The organism is Psychrobacillus sp. OK032, assembly GCF_900111345.1.
Classification (GTDB): domain Bacteria; phylum Bacillota; class Bacilli; order Bacillales_A; family Planococcaceae; genus Psychrobacillus.
The window spans coordinates 1-16,046 of sequence record NZ_FOGY01000020.1 but is presented as its reverse complement, the minus strand read 5'-3'; the positions used below and the strand labels follow the sequence as shown (position 1 = coordinate 16,046).

Sequence of the window (16,046 nt, the reverse complement as noted above, 5' to 3'; positions counted from 1 at the left end):
AACTAATAGGAAAAAGCGTTCGTTTCGAAAATTGAAAAGACATCTAGCGCCAATTTCAAATGATGCCATTTTATATTCACCTCCTTTCTTATATAAGTTATTCGTATCGAATACAATTGCTTGGACAATAAGGAAGGTAGAGTGAAGAATAATTAAAATAAAGATTCATAGTAGTTGTTCCAGCATGACCGCTAACTAAGCAAACGTTGAATACATGGAAGTTGTTTATTTCGATCGTAAGAAGATAATCCTCAAAAAAGATATTAATAAAGTTGTTTAAAATTGGACTATAAAGCCCTTATAATTTAAGGTTCACCCTTTTTAAACAACTTTATTATGATGGAACAAATCAAATATCGGATATAGAAAAGAAGAATGGTGAAGAAAATGGAGCGTTAAGGATTACAATGAACTTAGCATTTCATTAAAGATTTTGAATATATTACATCCATTTCTTCTTCTAATGTTCAAGTTAATGTGGCAGAAAGTATGATCTATTCCACTGAATATAGTTATAAGACTAATGATATGGATTATCTTTTAGAAAACATAGAGTATCGTTACTATCATTTGGAAGGTGAGAAGTTGATAATTGGCTTTGCAAATTATTTTTCTGAGGGACATAGTACCGTTAATTTTGGATTTATTAAAGAAGATGGACAATGGCTATTTAATTATTTAGTGACCGATGCCTAGAAATCATGGGGGTGCTTAGCTAACTCTATTTTCTTATGGAAAGAAACTAAATGAATTGGGAGGGAATATTAATAATGATTAATAAATATTTTTATAAAGTGGTTGTTCTTGGAACAATCCTATTATCCGCTTGTAGTGCTGAAAAAACTGAACAAAAATCTATAGAAGGTAAGTCTGTTGAGGATAAAGTAATTGTCGAAGGCTCTAGTACTGCATTAAGCCTTTTTGAACTGACTGCTAAAGAAGAAGAGGCTTATATCAATTTTCAAAAAGATTTAAATACAATACATCTAAGTGAATTAGAGCCAATAAGTATTGCGAAGTTATATGTTAAAGCAGGGTTTGATAAAAAATATGATGTTGAATATGCTTTATATACAGACAGAGAAGAATATATTCAATGGTCAAAAGAAGTAGATGAAGAGATACCTGAATCTCACAGAGGTTCTGACGAACAAATTATTAAGCAATTCAAAAACATAGATAAAGGAACATTCGTACAAACGAGTGATTATGAGGGATATATTGAATATGATTTAGACGAAGGAACAAATGGTTTTCAGATGATAAAAAATGAAGATGGAGTTTGGCAAGTGTCATTTATGCCTATTCAATAAAAGTTAAGAGCTTATGGAGTCTCCTAATGGGTGCGTCTCTTTAAGAAGAAAGAATGCTTTTTTATTGGAGTAAAGGGGCAGTATTACTTAATGAAAAGTTTTTCGTGAATATTCTATTTATTTGAAAAGTTGTTATGATTATCATATCAGTATGTAGAGATATTGGTATTAGTTTAACTGAACCAAAAATATATGTCGTATGATACGTCTATCATCTGAAATGTTAATTTCGGAGGGAAAAGTATGTACAAAGAGGATCGACTGCCTCAAAATGCAAAAGAAGGTATATTATTTTTATTGATCATTTCAGTAATTTCAGTAAACACTATCGCCCCTATTATTATAATTTAGAAACGGTAAAGATTATTCCGATTATGTGGATAATCGTTGTTTTGTTAGTAAGATTGGTTGCGGGGCCGTTAGTTGGTAAGGTAATGCCAAAATTCGTAGGACAAACAGATGGATTTAATGCCAGAATTTTATTGAATACTTTACTGAATGTTACAGTCTTATCTATTCTTCTAACAGTTATAGGAACTTGGGTTGGTATGAAACAAATAAGCCTAGAGCCCTTTCAGAACTTCTTTCTCAGTTGGTTTAGAAATTTTGGTGTAGCATTTTGGATTGAGCTGTTGATTGCCCAGCCAATAGCAAGATTTGCTATGAAAAAAATACACGCAAGACAGGCTGCTTAGGGCAGATAGTGTTAATCTAAGAACCGACGATTGTGTATCGAAAACATAAAAAATTCTAGTATAGTCGATTGGTTTAATAAAAATCAATCGTCTTTTTTATGCCATCAAATTAGAGGGATATAACCATTTCATTATTAATCAATATATCGTGTGGAGGCTCTCTTTCGCTAAAGAAGCAGTTTAGTACAATAAGTAATGCTAAATCAATCAAAGTTTATAAAATAATTGTACATATTAAAGAAGGGGCGAGAAAATGAAAACAAGTACCTTACCGAAAGTTCATTTGAGGGAATTAACTATTGATGACGTGGAAGACCGTTATCAGTGGTGTTTGGATAAAGAAGTGACAAAGCATCTTAATATGCCGGAAAAGTACCCACCATTTAGCCGAAAAGAAACTCAAAAATGGATTGAAATGTGTATTAATAAAACTAATGGTTATGAACAAAAAGCAATTTTAACAGAACAAAGAAAACATATTGGTTGGATTGATTTAAAGAACATTGATAAATTAAATAAACACGCTGAGTTAGGGATAACAGTTGGCAATAAAAACTACTGGGGTAAGGGCTATGGATTATCTGCAATGCGAGAAATGCTTACTTGGGGTTTTATCGAATTAGAACTGAACAAGATTTGGCTTAGAGTTGAAATTGATAATGAAAAAGCAATTAAGTCATATAAACGTATGGGTTATGTTGATGAAGGTATTTTAAGACAAGATCGATTAAGAAATGGTGAATATGTTGACCGCCTAAGAATGAGTATTATTAAAAGTGAATTCTTCAATTTGTTGGATTAATCTACTGAATAAATAAGATATTGAGAAGGATTGTACTAACAGGCACTAGTTAAACAGGACCATCATTTTTCGATGATCTATTTTGTTATCTGAAACATCAACTCGTTGATCAATAAGCGGAATTAAAATGATTCCAAGGAATACGACATAGTATTTATGAAAAATAACTTAAATGAGGGATGAGCTGTTTTGAATAAATATCTAAAAATTATACTAGGTGTTTTAGGTGCCATCTTGTTAGGAATTGGACTTCTTGTAGTTGTCTTTTTATTAGAAATGAAGCCGGATAAAGATGAAGAGGAAAAGGTAAAGTTTCAAACAGAGCAGTATTTAGAAGGTAAATTTAATAATAACTTCGAGATATATGATACGTTGTTTGATAATATGGGGAACTTTGAATTTGAATATGCTGCTAAGGTTAGGGATAATAAAACTAATACAGATTTTTTAGTTTACTATGATGATGAAACAAAACAAATGGTTGACACATACATTGCTGAAAAGTGGGAGTATGATTTAGCAACTGAAATACGCCCATATATTAAAGGAAATTTTGGAGAAACAACTAATTTCTTCGTTTACTTTAATCCGAAAAAAATTAGACAAGAATTGGATATTGACCCTATGAATCCGAAAAGTTATAAAGAAATTGAAGTTTCACCTACGATCCGTATTGCTCGCCCTGCAAAAAGGAGTAGCGGGGACGAAGAAATTGTTAATGAGTTCATATCATTCTTAATAAACGAAGATAAATTACAACATGGATCGGTTATTATGGAATACATCGCTGAAAATGGAGTAATTTTAGATGATGAATGGAGTAAAGAATTTTAGCAAGCGTAAGAGTTTCTTCTATTATATAGGGTCATTTCTATGTATCGGCTTTTAAAGGGGCAGCCTACAGAATTTTTACTTGTTTAAAGTTGTTCCGCAAAATCACCTGGTGTTTTCTTTCATTTCAACCGACACTTCATCTTGAAGACTGAGTGTTGGAGTGATGACTTAAAGCAAGTAAATTCTATTTAAAAAGGTTTTCTGCATATAGCCATTGGGTGAGTCCACTCTCAACAGATTAAAAGTCCAATTTCCAAGGAGCGTATAGGAAATTGGACTTCTTTTAGTAGGGCTATTAGGTTCTTACACTTATTAGTAATCTATATTTAATCTTGAGAGGATTCCTCAAATGTTAAGTAGCCACACGACGGTTGATCCTAAAAAGGAACCAATGATTGCAGTCAATGTCATCGAAACAGAGCTCATTGAAAAGGTTAGTTCACTGTATTCGGCAGCTTTAGAAGTTCCCATGGAATGTGAGGCGCTACCAAGAGCTATACCTCTACCAACAGGGCTATGCACTCGCATAAATTTAAAGATAGTAGGAGCTACTATTGCACCAAAGATCCCTGCAATCATACAGCTAACAATTGTTATTGAGGCATTACCTTCCACTCCTGTTGCTACTTCTACCGCAACAGGAGTAGTAAGGGATTTAGGGATAATGGAAAGAATTAATGTGTGATTTATCCCGAGTATCTTAGCCAGGAGGCCAACAGTGACCATTCCAGAATTGCACCGATTAATACTCCTCCTAATATGGGGAATAAGTTATTTATTAAAAAATGCCGTTGTTTATACAAAGGATAAGCAAGTGCTGCAACAGATGGACCTAAAAGGAAATTAATCCATTGCCCACCAATCATATAGCTTTTATAAGGAATATGAAACACTAAAAGAATAACGATAATAAGAGTAGTCGTAGTTAAAATGGGAATTAATAAAGAGAAAGAATATCGTTTATATAAGTGTGTCATCAATAAGTAAGCGAGGACGGTTAATAAAATCATGAAGAATGAGAAGAGAATGTGCTGCATTCTTTATCATCCTTTCTATCTTGCGTTTTTTTCTCGAAAAATTGACTTGCCGTTCCTGCAATTGCAATGGTAATGATGGTGCTTATTAGAACAGCTGCAATGAGCAATGCACCCTGCATAGAAAGCAAGGATGGATAGTTCATGATGCCAACTGTTGAAGGAATAAAAAATAACATTAAAGTACTTAACAGAAAGCTTGCTCCATTCTCTATATACTTTACTGGAACTATTTTTAAGCATAAACAAATGAAAAGTAACAGGAGGGCTATTATACTGCCCGGAATGATTAGATGAAATAGATTTTGAATAACGGTTCCGATATAGGAAAAAATAAACAAAATGCAAATTTGTAAAAGGATATTAAGTATTTTTTTCATGCTGTGTTGTTCCTCTTTTGGGAGCAACTTCCCTTCTTTCTTTTAAAATAAATTAAAAATGAACATCATCAAATTTATGCTAATGATTCACACCTTTTCGTCTTTTCCTTTTAATCCTTAAGATTTGCTATTATGGTGCTATATGTGTTATCAAGGTGGCTCAAAACAGCGTCCCTTGTTTGGCGTAAATCCCTTGCTTTTAGCCCCTCAATAATTAATCTATGTTCGTAATAAGCCTTATCTAAGCTTAATCCTGTCTTTAATGCAGCGAATCCATACCAATTAAAATGGTCAATGAGGTTTTGAATTAATTGATATAGTCGATTATTTTGACTTAACTCCGCTAGAAACAAGTGAAAGGAAGTATCATAATATACAAACTTTATAGGATCTTCCTTAAAGTCGGATAGTTGTTTATCCATCTGCTCAATCTTATAGATAGTTTCATTATCGAGAAGAGGAATCAGTAGTTCAATGACCAATATTTCGTTAGCCTTTCGCAACTGGAAAACTTCATCAACATCGCGACTATTAATGGTTTTGACCAAAATTCCTTTTCTTGGTACAGATTGAATCCACCCTTCTAGTTCTAGCTGTTGCAAAGCTAATTTTAAAGGGGTACGGCTAATTCCAAGGCTTTCACTAAGTGAACGTTCATATAACATGGAACCAGGTTCGACTTTATGTTGAATGATTCCTTTTTTAATTTCTTTATATGCATGATCTTTAAATGATTCGGGTTGTTCCGCCTTTGAGAAACTCATCAGTATATCATCCTTTTTCATAGTAGTAGTTAGATCTTAAGTGATTATCATTAGTGTTAATAATCTAAGAAAAGAGGAAAGAAATAAATGTGGCATCTGGAATACCAGATGCCAGTTGCAAAAGTATATCATTTGTTTCATCCTTTTGCAACCTTTGATAAAGGTGAGAAGATCTCTGGGGTGGGGTACTTTTAAAAAGCGAAGATAAATTACAACATGGTTCGGTTATTATGGAATATATCGCTGAAAATACTGTAATTTTAGAAGATGAATGGAGTAATGAATTTAATTAATACTATGTAATACGATAAGGTAAATTAAAGATAAGAAAAGGTGGGGTTGATATGTGTGGTCGTTACACGTTATTTGCAGATTATGAACAGATATTAGAGCGATTTAATGTAGGTGTTGCTTTTGATGAAGAAAACTACTCTCCTAACTTTAATGTAGCTCCTACTCATTCCGTTATTTCTATCATTAATGATGGGAGTAGTAATCGACTAGGAACTCTTCGTTGGGGGTTAATACCTAGTTGGGCAAAGGACGAGAAAATAGGGTATAAGATGATTAATGCGCGTTCTGAAACAGTAGATGAAAAACCTAGCTTTCGTCATGCTTTTTTGAAAAAGCGATGTATCATTCCTATGGACTCTTTTTATGAGTGGAAAGTAAAAGGGAATGTAAAAGTACCAATGCGAATTAAGATGAAATCAGACGAAGTTTTTGGAGTTGCAGGCCTCTGGGAAGCTTGGAAAAACGCAAATGGCCAAACTATTCATTCCTGTACTATTATTACGACGGAAGCTAATTCATTAGTAAAAGATATTCATGATCGCATGCCTGTCATATTAACAAGAGAAAATGAAAAGGAATGGTTAGATCCTTTCTTGCAAGAGAAAGAGAAATTAAAAAGTTTTTTGATTCCTTATGATGCTGCATTAATCGATGCCTATCCTGTTTCTAGCGAAGTCAATTCACCGAAGAACAACCATATTGGATTGATAAATTCGTTATAACACAAATATATATTTATAGAGAAGAAAGTTGATCAAATAGAGATACGTCAAATTTGGTAAGTGTAAATTTGATTGAACATATTTTGGCAATTAGGCATTGGTGCTTACGTAAAAAGTGGTTTTGATATGAATTACTTATAGTGTTATTTAACTTCCTAAGTTTACTTCTTTCTAGCTGGTGAAGTGAACTTAGGTAGTAGGAGCTGGAGAGAAAGATTACATATATACAGTTCCATTGATAAGCAACCACTCAGTTGCTCATTTTTGACAAGCAACTGTATGGTTGCTTATAATAGATGTATGTGGGACAAAGACACTATATTCAAAGCACTTAGCGACTCTACTCGCCGACTGATATTAGACGAACTATCCGAACGCAACGAGATGACGTTGTATGAATTATCGGCTCGTCTCATTATGAAGCACAATCTTACTATTTCGCGACAAGGGATAGCTAAACATCTTTCTGTATTGGAAGATGCAAAGCTTGTAAAATCAAAACGAAAGGGAAAATATCGAGTACTAATGTTCGACAACGAACCACTTAAAAACTTGCTGAAAGGCTGGATAGAGTAATTTTGTGAAAAAAGAAACAAAATATCCTGAGCCGTAAGTAAGGGAAGGAATGAAGTCACTGAGTGTGTTTTGAATAGTTCATTAAAAATGGCATTATAGGAACAGTATTTCGGGCGAACATGTGGTGCTTTGCTTACAGCCAGATTGTTAACAAAGCAACAGAAATCGCATATATCAAAGGAGATAAATACAATATGATGAAAATTATTGTTACAAGTATATTCGTACAAGATCAAGACAAGGCATTAGAGTTTTATTCAGAAACACTGGGCTTTGTCAAAAAGCACGACGTTCCTACCGGCGAATTTAGGTGGATTACGCTCGTTTCACCTGAGGAACAAGAAGGTACTGAGCTATTACTCGAACCAAATAATCATCCAATAGCCAAAGAGTATCAAAAGAAGCTATTTGAAGAAGGCATACCTGTAACAATGTTTGGTGTCGAGGATGTTCGCAAGGAGTACGATAGGTTATTGAAACACGGCGTGAAGTTTACTATGGAGCCGACAAAAATGGGCGAGATCACAATCGCAGTCTTCGATGATACATGTGGAAACCTTATTCAGCTAATACAGCAATAACTTTATGTATAGCCCTGTCCTAACTTTTAGGACGGGGTTTATCGTAGTAATATATTTTATATAAGTCTTTTCCCTAACCAATGAGCAAATAAAACAAACCCCCTCGCCACCTGGTCTTTGGAATACCAGCTCTTCCAAATTGCGTATATCTCGAAAATCTAGGCAATCGGCAAGCACTCGCTAATGTGCTAAAGTGCACATGATGATTACGGGCACTGAATTTTACCACTCTTGTCAGGTTATTTACCAGTACTTGCCAAAGAATTTACCACACCTCCAAACGGCATCTGAACACCGTCGGCAGTTCCATAACTATTGATGAAAACTTGACCACTTTCAATGCGTGACTATTATCCGTGAGAACAGCGAGGGAGAATATACGGACTTCCGTGATGCGATGTTCCATGGTGAAGCAAAAGAAATGGCCGTACAAAAAACAGTGATGATCAGTTGGAATAAATATAAAATGATATTACTCCTTCACTGTATAAAAGGAATAATACCATTTTTTTTTGGTCTGTAAAATATTTAGATGCTAAAAGGAAAATTCAGTAGTTAGAAACTTATTTCGATCCCCAACCACCATCAACTTTAATCACTTGTCCTGTGACGAAGTTTGATTCCTCAGATGATAAGTAGACTACCATACTTGCTAATTCAGCAGGTTTTCCAAGTCTTCCAGCTGGTGTTGCATCGGTAAATGCTTTCGTGACTTCTGGAGGATTATTTGCCAAAATGGGCGTTTCAATAATGCCTGGTGAAACTACGTTAATTTGAATGTTTTTTGGTGCATATTCTACAGCAACTTGACGGGACATCGCAATCACACCACCTTTTGAAGCAGAGTAACTAGGTAGTCCAGTTAAACCAACATGTGCAGCCAAGGAAGCTATATTCACTATTTTACCCGAACCACTTTTAAGATATTCTGGCAATACAACTTTCATTCCAAAAAATGTTCCTTTTAAGTTGATATTAATCATTCTATCAAAATCTTCTTCTACTAAATCAACGATATCAACAGCTTCTGATATACCAGCAATATTACACAATACGTTTATCTCACCAAATTCTTTAATTGTCCTATCTTTAACCGTATACCAGTCATCAAGTTTAGAGACGTCAAGGTGCATCGCTAAAGCTGTACCACCTGCATCACTAATTTCCTTTGCAGTTTCTTCTGAACCTTTAATATCTGCACAAACCACTTTTGCGTTTTTTTCCGCAAATTGCTTTGCAACAACTTTTCCTATTCCCGAGCCTGCACCAGTAATAATTACAACTTTGTCTTTTACATTTACCATGTGTATTCCTCCTTGGATTGTTTATTAACACCTTCTTTATCATACTACCGGTTCAATTTTCAGTCAATTCAGAAATATTTTTGTTTTAAAGCATTTAGATAATCTATGACGAAGGAAGGTAATCCACATCTTAGTCATTTTCTTTGATTTTTAAGGATTTTTCAAGGTTTGAATCAACAAAATGGTGGATAAATCGGTCTTTCTCCATGTGATTTTCTTCTGATTTACGGAACCATCGTTTTATAAGCCGTTTTTCTTCTGGCTCCAGTTGCCACAATGCCTCTGCTTCTTCCCTAAGTTTGATTTTAAGCCTATGTACAGTCAAGAAATCAGTGGTGTACTGGCTTCTGCTTGCTTCTTTTAAGGCATGATTCTCTTTGGTTACCGTTGCCAGCTGCTGTTGAAATCCAGCCATCATTTCTTTCATCGAAATTACTACATTATGACGTTTTGAACGTTACGGATAAGGTCGTCCTGTTGATCTGAGTAGCGTTGCATTTCGCCCAAATCCCTGGATTCGTCGGTCTTAATCAACGATACGGAAACGGACGGTGGTTCAATCCCGTACCATTAGAAGTCCTATGACCGGCAACCACAACGTTAGCAGCCGCATCCCGGCTCATTCTAGAAATCTCAATCTTTTTGCCTATTATTATTTATCCAATTTTCTAACATAATAATTTCTTCGAAGTCATGAAAAATAAATAAAATAGGAAACAACCAAATAAGTGTTTGAATTTTTATCCATACATCCATACTTCTACCTCTTTCATTTATTTTTAGACACAGTTTAAAATATGAGAATTTATAATTATTATAACAATTTTTAATTATGTGGTTATATAGTAAAAGTGCAATTGATAAAGCTCCTACTTGATCTAACTGGTGCAATAGTTAAAGAAGACCATCAATTCGATGATTTATTTTTTTCGAAAAAATAAAGTAGATATTAGAAATCCATTGTTTGGATCTATGGTGGAAAGAGGCAATGCATGTGAAGCACTTCAAGTAGCACTCGATGTGTATGAAGGGAAAACAGCGGATTTTTCAAGTAAGTAATGACTATTTAGTGTGAGACGCTGACACTTTCAGATTAATATAATCTGAAGGGGTCGTTTTTTTTATATTCTAAATTATTTTTAATAAACTGAATTGACATAATTGAATGGTATTAATGTACAGATGGTTGTGCAGTATTGACAAATCGGAATTTTCCGTTGTATGTCATTAACAATAAAGCCAAACTTTATTGGCTATAAGGTCTAACGACTCAAACGTAATAAGCTTGTATAATAACATTGTTAACATCTGGAAGGGTGAATAATGCAGGCTAATGTTTTAAAAAAGTTGATAATAAACAATCGATCCATTCGTCTGTATAAATTAACTTAATGGAGGTTTCAAATGGAAAAGGAAAAAAATATTAAAAAGAAGAAGTTTCAACTGCCACATATTTATGTCATCCTATTTATATTCAGTGCTCTGGCGGCCGTTTCGACTTACTTTATTCCTGCAGGTCAGTTTGAGCGTGTGCCAGGTCCTGACGGAAGAACAGCAATTGATCCGAACTCATTTTCACATGTGGAATCTGCACCAATTGGTATAGCCGATTTCCTTACTGTTATTCCGCGGGGGCTGATTGATGCCGGGGAAATTGTATTTTTCACGTTTATTATCGGCGGTATGTTTATGGTGCTGAAGACAACCGGAATAATTGAAGTGGTTGTTGACAGGCTGGCCAACCGTTTTGCAAAAAAAAGTATTTTGCTGATCCCGATTTTAACAACAGTATTTGCGATTGGAGCAACTTTAATCGGAACCCCTGAACTTTCGCTAGTTTATATCCCTGTTATTATGCCATTAATCATTGCGTTAGGGTACGATTCTATTGTGGCTGCTTCGATTGCTCTAGTCGGTACGGTTGTCGGGTTTACTGCCGGAGTTTTAAACCCGATCAACGTCGGATTATCGCAAAAAATTGTGGGTATTCCAGTTTTTTCAGGATTGGAATTGCGTCTAATTCTTTTTATTATCTGTATATCGGTCGGAATCTATTTCATCATGCGCTATGCAAAAAAGGTACAGCAGAATCCTTTAAACAGCTATGTTTATGAAGATGACCAAGAAAAAAGAGAACTTTATAAGCAGAAAGAAAAAATTGAAGCGAAAAGCATGAACACAAGACAAAAATATGCTTCGGTTGTTGCTCTCCTCTTCCTTGGAATGTTAGTATATGGTGTGCTTCAACTCGGCTGGTTCATGGTAGAGATGGCAGGTCTGTTTATCTTTATGGGGATTGTTGTCGGCCTAATTGCCGGACTGAACGCAACCCAGATTTCTAACGCCTTTACGGAAGGATTCCGTGATGTGCTCATGGGAGCAATTATTATTGGTCTTGCCCGGTCTGTCGCTGTTGTACTTGAAGACGGTCAAATTATGGATACGATCGTATACAGCCTGGGCTCACTGGTCGGCGAGATGCCATCTGTCCTCGGTGCAGTAGGAATGTATCTGGTACAGCTGACCATTAACTTTATTATCCCGTCCGGAAGTGGACAGGCCTTAGTAACGATGCCGATTATGGGGCCGCTTGCAGACATTATCGGCGTAACCAGACAGACAGCTGTGCTTGCGTTCCAGCTCGGAGACGGCTTTGCTCATATTCTATTCCCGACATCTGGTTACTTTATGGCTGCACTCGTTATTGCTGGCGTATCCTGGCAAAAATGGATTCGTTTCTATATGCCACTATTCCTTGTATTTTCAGGAATTGGAATTGTCACGTTAGTTATCACTCAGCTGATTCAATACACAGGCTAAAGAGCATTTGATTTGAACATGAATAAAGCTGGGACAAAATATTGAAGTAGAGATGTAAATCTGAACAGTTTATAAGCAAAGATAATTGTTCAAGTTTCTTCTTTATTAAGATTGTTTTGTACCAGCTTCTATTATCACGCTCTTTAAGTATTCCTGTTCATATTACTAAAGGAAAATAGAATTTTGCATAAAATAGTGGATTTAGATTTAGTTCGTTACAGTTATTCTTTACAAAGATAAAGGAATTTAATTTCTTCTTCAGTCTTATACCTTTTCTTTTAAAGTAAGCGTCAAAACGTTAATTTATCAAATCAAAACCTTTTTCCATTCGTGGAGGAGGGTTTTTTATTGTGGAATACATGGAGCCCAATGCTATATCAATTGCTCAGTCAAAGTTTGATCCTACATTAAAGCCATATGCTATTTATGTTGAAGATAAAATAGTTGGCTTTTTGATGTACAATTCTGTTCAAGAAGAACTTGATGGTTATTGGGTTTATAGAATAATGGTGGATAAGGAATACCAAGGCAAGGGTATAGGTAAAGCTGCAACTAAATTAATGATTTCAGAAATGGCTAAATTACCGAATGCCAAAAAAAATGTTGTAGGCTATCACCCTAAAAACTTTGGAGCACATAATTTATACTCGAGTTTGGGATTTATTGATAATGGTGATAGGTTCGGTTAGGAAATGGCAGTTATAAAAAATGTCACCGAGTGATAGGTCGATAGAATATTTCTAAATGAAAGGACCATTCTTTGGTTCTTTCTTATTGTGTTAACGGGTGCTTTACTGCAAGAAGGAGTAAAGCATTTTTCTTATTGAACTAAAGCGGCAGGTTAGTTCAATAATATAGTATGTGGGTTTATTTTTGTTTATTTAATTGAAATTAAATAACTATAAAACTAATCTTTTTCAACTGTATATCTAACTTGTTTAAAGATTACTATATCCCCATTTTCAGTATCATCTTTAGTTTGCCAAAGTTGAACTTTTGGCTTGTAGTCCGTCCTATGAGCATCTTTGATCCCCTTAATGTTAAGTTCGTAGGATTCCCCATTTTTTATTTTTTGTTCAAATACTTTTTTATTGGCAACAAAAATAAAGGTCACTTTATTTTCATCAATTCCCTCAGTCATAATATCTAATTGATTATCTTTTGTTGTAATCGTTGGTGTTAATAATTCAATACTTCCGTTTCCGGTTTCTTGTTTAAAAGCAACTTCATAATTAGCTCTATCACTTGAATCTAAAGAATTTTCTATTATCCCTGAACATCCGGATAAAATGATACCAGCACATAGAATAAAACTAAATCCAATTATCTTTTTCGTAAGATCACCCCCTTGAAATTATACCGTGATATGAAAAAAATAAGCGAAGTGTATATATACATTTTTGATATATGTAACATAATCTCCCTCCACTCACATTTTTATATATTTATTATATAATTCTGAACTTTATAAAAACACGGACCTCATGCCTATCTTTGAATCGGTCTAGAGGATGAGATTCAAGGCCATTTATGTATTTCAATTGTTATCGTACAAAAAGTAAAGAGCTTTAAAGGAGTGAACAAGATGCTTGTTATGATAAATCCCCGCAATAATATACTATAAGTAATATAATTTAAGGTGTAATAATTAGATGATAATACCTAAAAAGGAGTTTTTCATCTTGGATATTACATCTTTTATAATATACTGTTTTATTGTTACATTTACCCCGGGACCGACCAATATCGTCATCTTATCCACAGTACATAATTATGGTGTAAAAAAAGCAATGGAATACACGTATGGAGCAACGATTGCTTTTGGTTTATTGCTTGCCATCTCTGCTTTGTTGAATACGGTGCTTATAACTGTCATACCTAAAATTTTAATTGCTATGCAGATGATAGGAACGATTTATATGGTATATCTCGCCTATCAAATCTATAAAATGGATACATCAGAAACACCAACTGACAACAAAACTGGTACATTTTTGTCAGGTTTTCTTATGCAGTTCTTAAATCCAAAGGTTGTAATATTTACATTGACGGTCATTCCAAGCTTTGTTTTGCCCTACTATATCGACATGCCAGCCGTGACAATAAGTGTTATAGTGATAACAATTATCGGGTTTTTAGCTTTTATTACGTGGGTTCTATTCGGTGCAATCTTCAAACATTTTTTACAAAAGCATAAAAAAGTTGTTAATGTAATTATGGCATTATGTTTAGTTTATGCCACAATCATGATCTGGATGTAGGGTAGCGATTAAAGAGGTGAATTAAATGGACAAATTTATCTATAAAAAATCTGCAGGGATTACTGCTCTATCAGCAAGTATTACAGATTTTAAGTATAAAAAGCATGCTCATCAAGAATATGCAATAGGGGTAACATTGCGTGGAATTCAACACTATCACTTGGATGGTAGTTTACAATTATCACATCAAAATGGTGTGATGCTTTTTAATCCAGAACAGCCACACGACGGAATGGCACATAATGAGGAAGGCCTTGATTATGTGATGCTATATATTGATCCGCAATTATTATTAGAAGCTACTGAGAAAAAGGATATCGTACGTTTTTCAACCCCTATTATATATGATCATGGAATTAAACAAAGAATATTACGCCTTTCTAATGCAATATTTAGCGAAAAAGATGAAGCTTTGTGTAGTGAATTACTTTTATCCCTCACAGATATCCTTATTCAAACGAATATTTCTACAAACAATAAAAAAGATAATGCTCTAATAAGAAAAGCAAAGGATATGCTACATTCCGACTTAGAAAGTGTACTTAAACTTGACGAGATATGTAAAGAGCTTAATATATCAAAATTTCAGTTTATCAGATTGTTCAAGGCTCAAACTGGGATAACACCATATCAATACTTTCTTAACAGCAAGATTGAATGTGCAAAACAGTTAATCGAAAAAAATCGAGATGTTTATTTAGCAGTAGCAGAGTGTGGTTTTGTTGATTTAACCCATCTAAATAAACACTTTAAAAGTGTTTATGGAACAACCGCATTTGAATATATGTCGAATTTAAATTGAAAATGTATTATTAAAATTAAATTATACTTAGCCCCTTATTATTGAAATTTCATAAAATCCTTAGTTTATTAAGTAATATTCCATATGTTTTGAATGATTGTGAACAGTTTCACTTAAACTAACGCGGCAGGTTAGTTGAAGAAGGGATTACCCGAAAATAGTGGAATATAATAGGAAAATAAACTTAAAAGGGGTTTACTGATGGATATAAAATTAAGTGCAGAGGTATATAGAATAGGTGTTTTAATAGGACTTCTAAACATCCAAGATGTTATAAAATGGGCTGACAGTGTAATTGAACAATGCGATACACCACCTTATGAAATAATTGAATTGTCATTATCAGCTAAGGAAAAGTTAGAGGATATTACTTTAAGATTAATGGAAATCAGGGGAGATTTTGATGATAACGACCTGTCTTCTAAGGTAATACTTGGATTACTAAATCAATATCTAAATACTCCAGAAGATATAGCTAACGTGATTGAAAAACTGGACAAGTTAATCGAATATTTACCAGATAGTTATGAAGGGATTAAGATGGAGATACATTTTTTATCAGATGGGTTTTATTTAGCTGAGGAAAATATATATGGGGATTTAAAAGAAGTACATAGTAATCTAAAGGAATTTCTCATTCGCTTCATTGATTATACAAAATATCTTGCTTGATGTTATTCAACTAACGGGTGCTTTAGTTAAACAAGACCATCATTTTTGGATGGTCTATTTTTACGTCCAAAATAACAAGTAAATTTTCAGTGATCCATTGTGAAATGTTACACTTAAACTAACGGGGCAGCGCGACAAGTTTTGTTATAAGCACTAAGGTGTGAAAAAACAAGGGATTTCTTCCGAAATCCT

General features: G+C 34.2%; 20 protein-coding genes and 3 pseudogenes. 15 read left to right on the top strand and 8 right to left on the bottom strand.

What is annotated here, in order from left to right; translation table 11 throughout:
- Positions 1-69 (bottom strand): annotated as a pseudogene (locus tag BMZ04_RS23010) (spore coat protein); the annotation flags it as partial.
- 459 nt (positions 70-528) lie between these two features.
- On the opposite strand from BMZ04_RS23010, the gene BMZ04_RS21190 reads away from it, so the two are divergent.
- The 5 genes from BMZ04_RS21190 (at position 529) to BMZ04_RS21170 (ending at position 3,644) form a co-directional block, all read left to right on the top strand.
- Positions 529-696: a hypothetical protein gene (locus tag BMZ04_RS21190; RefSeq protein ID WP_177184539.1), complete on the top strand. Its 168-nt coding sequence runs from the start codon at positions 529-531 to the stop codon at positions 694-696.
- 74 nt (positions 697-770) lie between these two features.
- Positions 771-1,313 (top strand): RNA polymerase subunit sigma, encoded by a 543-nt coding sequence (locus BMZ04_RS21185; protein ID WP_255368064.1) that lies wholly within the window; start codon positions 771-773, stop codon positions 1,311-1,313.
- Positions 1,314-1,747: 434 nt separating this feature from the next.
- On the top strand, positions 1,748-2,008 hold the full coding sequence (locus BMZ04_RS23235; RefSeq protein ID WP_369802705.1) for a DUF2798 domain-containing protein: 261 nt from the start codon (positions 1,748-1,750) through the stop codon (positions 2,006-2,008).
- A gap of 253 nt (positions 2,009-2,261) precedes the next feature.
- On the top strand, positions 2,262-2,810 hold the full coding sequence (locus BMZ04_RS21175; RefSeq protein ID WP_093277459.1) for a GNAT family N-acetyltransferase: 549 nt from the start codon (positions 2,262-2,264) through the stop codon (positions 2,808-2,810).
- A gap of 189 nt (positions 2,811-2,999) precedes the next feature.
- A complete protein-coding gene (locus tag BMZ04_RS21170) occupies positions 3,000-3,644 on the top strand; it encodes a hypothetical protein (RefSeq protein WP_093277456.1) in 645 nt (214 codons plus the stop codon).
- Positions 3,645-3,989: 345 nt separating this feature from the next.
- Here BMZ04_RS21170 and BMZ04_RS21165 read toward each other — a convergent pair.
- The 3 genes and pseudogenes from BMZ04_RS21165 to BMZ04_RS21155 form a co-directional block, all read right to left on the bottom strand.
- Positions 3,990-4,681, bottom strand: a pseudogene (locus BMZ04_RS21165) (LrgB family protein).
- Positions 4,651-5,058 (bottom strand): CidA/LrgA family holin-like protein, encoded by a 408-nt coding sequence (locus tag BMZ04_RS21160; RefSeq protein ID WP_093277454.1) that lies wholly within the window; start codon positions 5,056-5,058, stop codon positions 4,651-4,653. The pseudogene BMZ04_RS21165 and the gene BMZ04_RS21160 overlap by 31 nt, the downstream one beginning before the upstream one ends.
- A 110-nt stretch (positions 5,059-5,168) precedes the next feature.
- Positions 5,169-5,843 (bottom strand): GntR family transcriptional regulator, encoded by a 675-nt coding sequence (locus tag BMZ04_RS21155; RefSeq protein WP_093277450.1) that lies wholly within the window; start codon positions 5,841-5,843, stop codon positions 5,169-5,171.
- Between the two features lie 323 nt (positions 5,844-6,166).
- Between BMZ04_RS21155 and BMZ04_RS21150 the strand changes: the two genes are divergently transcribed.
- From BMZ04_RS21150 to BMZ04_RS22125, 4 genes are all read left to right on the top strand, one after another.
- Positions 6,167-6,838, top strand: coding sequence for an SOS response-associated peptidase (locus BMZ04_RS21150; RefSeq protein ID WP_093277447.1), 672 nt, complete (start codon positions 6,167-6,169; stop codon positions 6,836-6,838).
- Between the two features lie 279 nt (positions 6,839-7,117).
- Positions 7,118-7,414 carry an ArsR/SmtB family transcription factor gene (locus tag BMZ04_RS21145; RefSeq protein WP_177184538.1) on the top strand — a complete coding sequence of 99 codons (297 nt, stop codon included), beginning with the start codon at positions 7,118-7,120 and terminating at the stop codon, positions 7,412-7,414.
- A 197-nt stretch (positions 7,415-7,611) separates the two neighbouring features.
- Entirely contained in the window at positions 7,612-7,995 is a 384-nt protein-coding gene (locus BMZ04_RS21140) for a VOC family protein (protein WP_093277466.1), read from the top strand.
- Positions 7,996-8,338: 343 nt separating this feature from the next.
- Entirely contained in the window at positions 8,339-8,518 is a 180-nt protein-coding gene (locus BMZ04_RS22125; protein ID WP_143128338.1) for a hypothetical protein, read from the top strand.
- 40 nt (positions 8,519-8,558) lie between these two features.
- On the opposite strand, the gene BMZ04_RS21135 is transcribed toward BMZ04_RS22125, so the two are convergent.
- From BMZ04_RS21135 to BMZ04_RS21125, 3 genes are all read right to left on the bottom strand, one after another.
- On the bottom strand, positions 8,559-9,299 hold the full coding sequence (locus tag BMZ04_RS21135; RefSeq protein WP_093277442.1) for an SDR family NAD(P)-dependent oxidoreductase: 741 nt from the start codon (positions 9,297-9,299) through the stop codon (positions 8,559-8,561).
- A 130-nt stretch (positions 9,300-9,429) separates the two neighbouring features.
- Complete coding sequence (locus BMZ04_RS21130; protein ID WP_093277439.1) at positions 9,430-9,726, bottom strand: hypothetical protein; 297 nt, start codon at positions 9,724-9,726, stop codon at positions 9,430-9,432.
- A 206-nt stretch (positions 9,727-9,932) separates the two neighbouring features.
- On the bottom strand, positions 9,933-10,055 hold the full coding sequence (locus BMZ04_RS21125; protein WP_143128337.1) for an HXXEE domain-containing protein: 123 nt from the start codon (positions 10,053-10,055) through the stop codon (positions 9,933-9,935).
- A 159-nt stretch (positions 10,056-10,214) separates the two neighbouring features.
- Between BMZ04_RS21125 and BMZ04_RS22570 the strand changes: the two genes are divergently transcribed.
- The 3 genes and pseudogenes from BMZ04_RS22570 to BMZ04_RS21115 all read left to right on the top strand — a co-directional run.
- Positions 10,215-10,358: a hypothetical protein gene (locus BMZ04_RS22570; RefSeq protein WP_177184537.1), complete on the top strand. Its 144-nt coding sequence runs from the start codon at positions 10,215-10,217 to the stop codon at positions 10,356-10,358.
- Positions 10,359-10,703: 345 nt separating this feature from the next.
- Entirely contained in the window at positions 10,704-12,119 is a 1,416-nt protein-coding gene (locus tag BMZ04_RS21120; protein WP_093277437.1) for a YfcC family protein, read from the top strand.
- A gap of 353 nt (positions 12,120-12,472) precedes the next feature.
- Positions 12,473-12,808: pseudogene (locus BMZ04_RS21115) on the top strand (GNAT family N-acetyltransferase); the annotation flags it as partial.
- Between the two features lie 218 nt (positions 12,809-13,026).
- On the opposite strand, the gene BMZ04_RS21110 reads toward BMZ04_RS21115, so the two are convergent.
- On the bottom strand, positions 13,027-13,446 hold the full coding sequence (locus BMZ04_RS21110) for a hypothetical protein (protein WP_093277435.1): 420 nt from the start codon (positions 13,444-13,446) through the stop codon (positions 13,027-13,029).
- Between the two features lie 355 nt (positions 13,447-13,801).
- Between BMZ04_RS21110 and BMZ04_RS21105 the strand changes: the two genes are divergently transcribed.
- The 3 genes from BMZ04_RS21105 (at position 13,802) to BMZ04_RS21095 (ending at position 15,854) form a co-directional block, all read left to right on the top strand.
- Positions 13,802-14,380 (top strand): LysE family translocator, encoded by a 579-nt coding sequence (locus tag BMZ04_RS21105; protein WP_093277433.1) that lies wholly within the window; start codon positions 13,802-13,804, stop codon positions 14,378-14,380.
- Positions 14,381-14,405: 25 nt separating this feature from the next.
- Positions 14,406-15,182: an AraC family transcriptional regulator gene (locus BMZ04_RS21100; RefSeq protein ID WP_093277431.1), complete on the top strand. Its 777-nt coding sequence runs from the start codon at positions 14,406-14,408 to the stop codon at positions 15,180-15,182.
- Positions 15,183-15,383: 201 nt separating this feature from the next.
- Positions 15,384-15,854, top strand: a complete 471-nt coding sequence (locus BMZ04_RS21095; protein WP_093277429.1) for a hypothetical protein — start codon at positions 15,384-15,386, stop codon at positions 15,852-15,854.
- The last annotated feature ends 192 nt before the right edge of the window (positions 15,855-16,046 follow it).

Bases quoted from the DNA above. Each gene is read 5' to 3' on its own strand.
- BMZ04_RS22570 (WP_177184537.1), top strand. From the start codon at position 10,215: ATGATTTATTTTTTTCGAAAAAATAAAGTAGATATTAGAAATCCATTG.
- BMZ04_RS21155 (WP_093277450.1), bottom strand. From the start codon at position 5,843: ATGAAAAAGGATGATATACTGATGAGTTTCTCAAAGGCGGAACAACCC.
- BMZ04_RS21095 (WP_093277429.1), top strand. From the start codon at position 15,384: ATGGATATAAAATTAAGTGCAGAGGTATATAGAATAGGTGTTTTAATA.
- BMZ04_RS23235 (WP_369802705.1), top strand. From the start codon at position 1,748: ATGCCAAAATTCGTAGGACAAACAGATGGATTTAATGCCAGAATTTTA.
- BMZ04_RS21130 (WP_093277439.1), bottom strand. From the start codon at position 9,726: ATGAAAGAAATGATGGCTGGATTTCAACAGCAGCTGGCAACGGTAACC.
- BMZ04_RS21190 (WP_177184539.1), top strand. From the start codon at position 529: ATGGATTATCTTTTAGAAAACATAGAGTATCGTTACTATCATTTGGAA.
- BMZ04_RS21160 (WP_093277454.1), bottom strand. From the start codon at position 5,058: ATGAAAAAAATACTTAATATCCTTTTACAAATTTGCATTTTGTTTATT.
- BMZ04_RS21125 (WP_143128337.1), bottom strand. From the start codon at position 10,055: ATGGATGTATGGATAAAAATTCAAACACTTATTTGGTTGTTTCCTATT.
- BMZ04_RS21140 (WP_093277466.1), top strand. From the start codon at position 7,612: ATGAAAATTATTGTTACAAGTATATTCGTACAAGATCAAGACAAGGCA.
- BMZ04_RS21100 (WP_093277431.1), top strand. From the start codon at position 14,406: ATGGACAAATTTATCTATAAAAAATCTGCAGGGATTACTGCTCTATCA.
- BMZ04_RS21150 (WP_093277447.1), top strand. From the start codon at position 6,167: ATGTGTGGTCGTTACACGTTATTTGCAGATTATGAACAGATATTAGAG.
- BMZ04_RS21185 (WP_255368064.1), top strand. From the start codon at position 771: ATGATTAATAAATATTTTTATAAAGTGGTTGTTCTTGGAACAATCCTA.
- BMZ04_RS21135 (WP_093277442.1), bottom strand. From the start codon at position 9,299: ATGGTAAATGTAAAAGACAAAGTTGTAATTATTACTGGTGCAGGCTCG.
- BMZ04_RS21175 (WP_093277459.1), top strand. From the start codon at position 2,262: ATGAAAACAAGTACCTTACCGAAAGTTCATTTGAGGGAATTAACTATT.
- BMZ04_RS21120 (WP_093277437.1), top strand. From the start codon at position 10,704: ATGGAAAAGGAAAAAAATATTAAAAAGAAGAAGTTTCAACTGCCACAT.
- BMZ04_RS21145 (WP_177184538.1), top strand. From the start codon at position 7,118: ATGGTTGCTTATAATAGATGTATGTGGGACAAAGACACTATATTCAAA.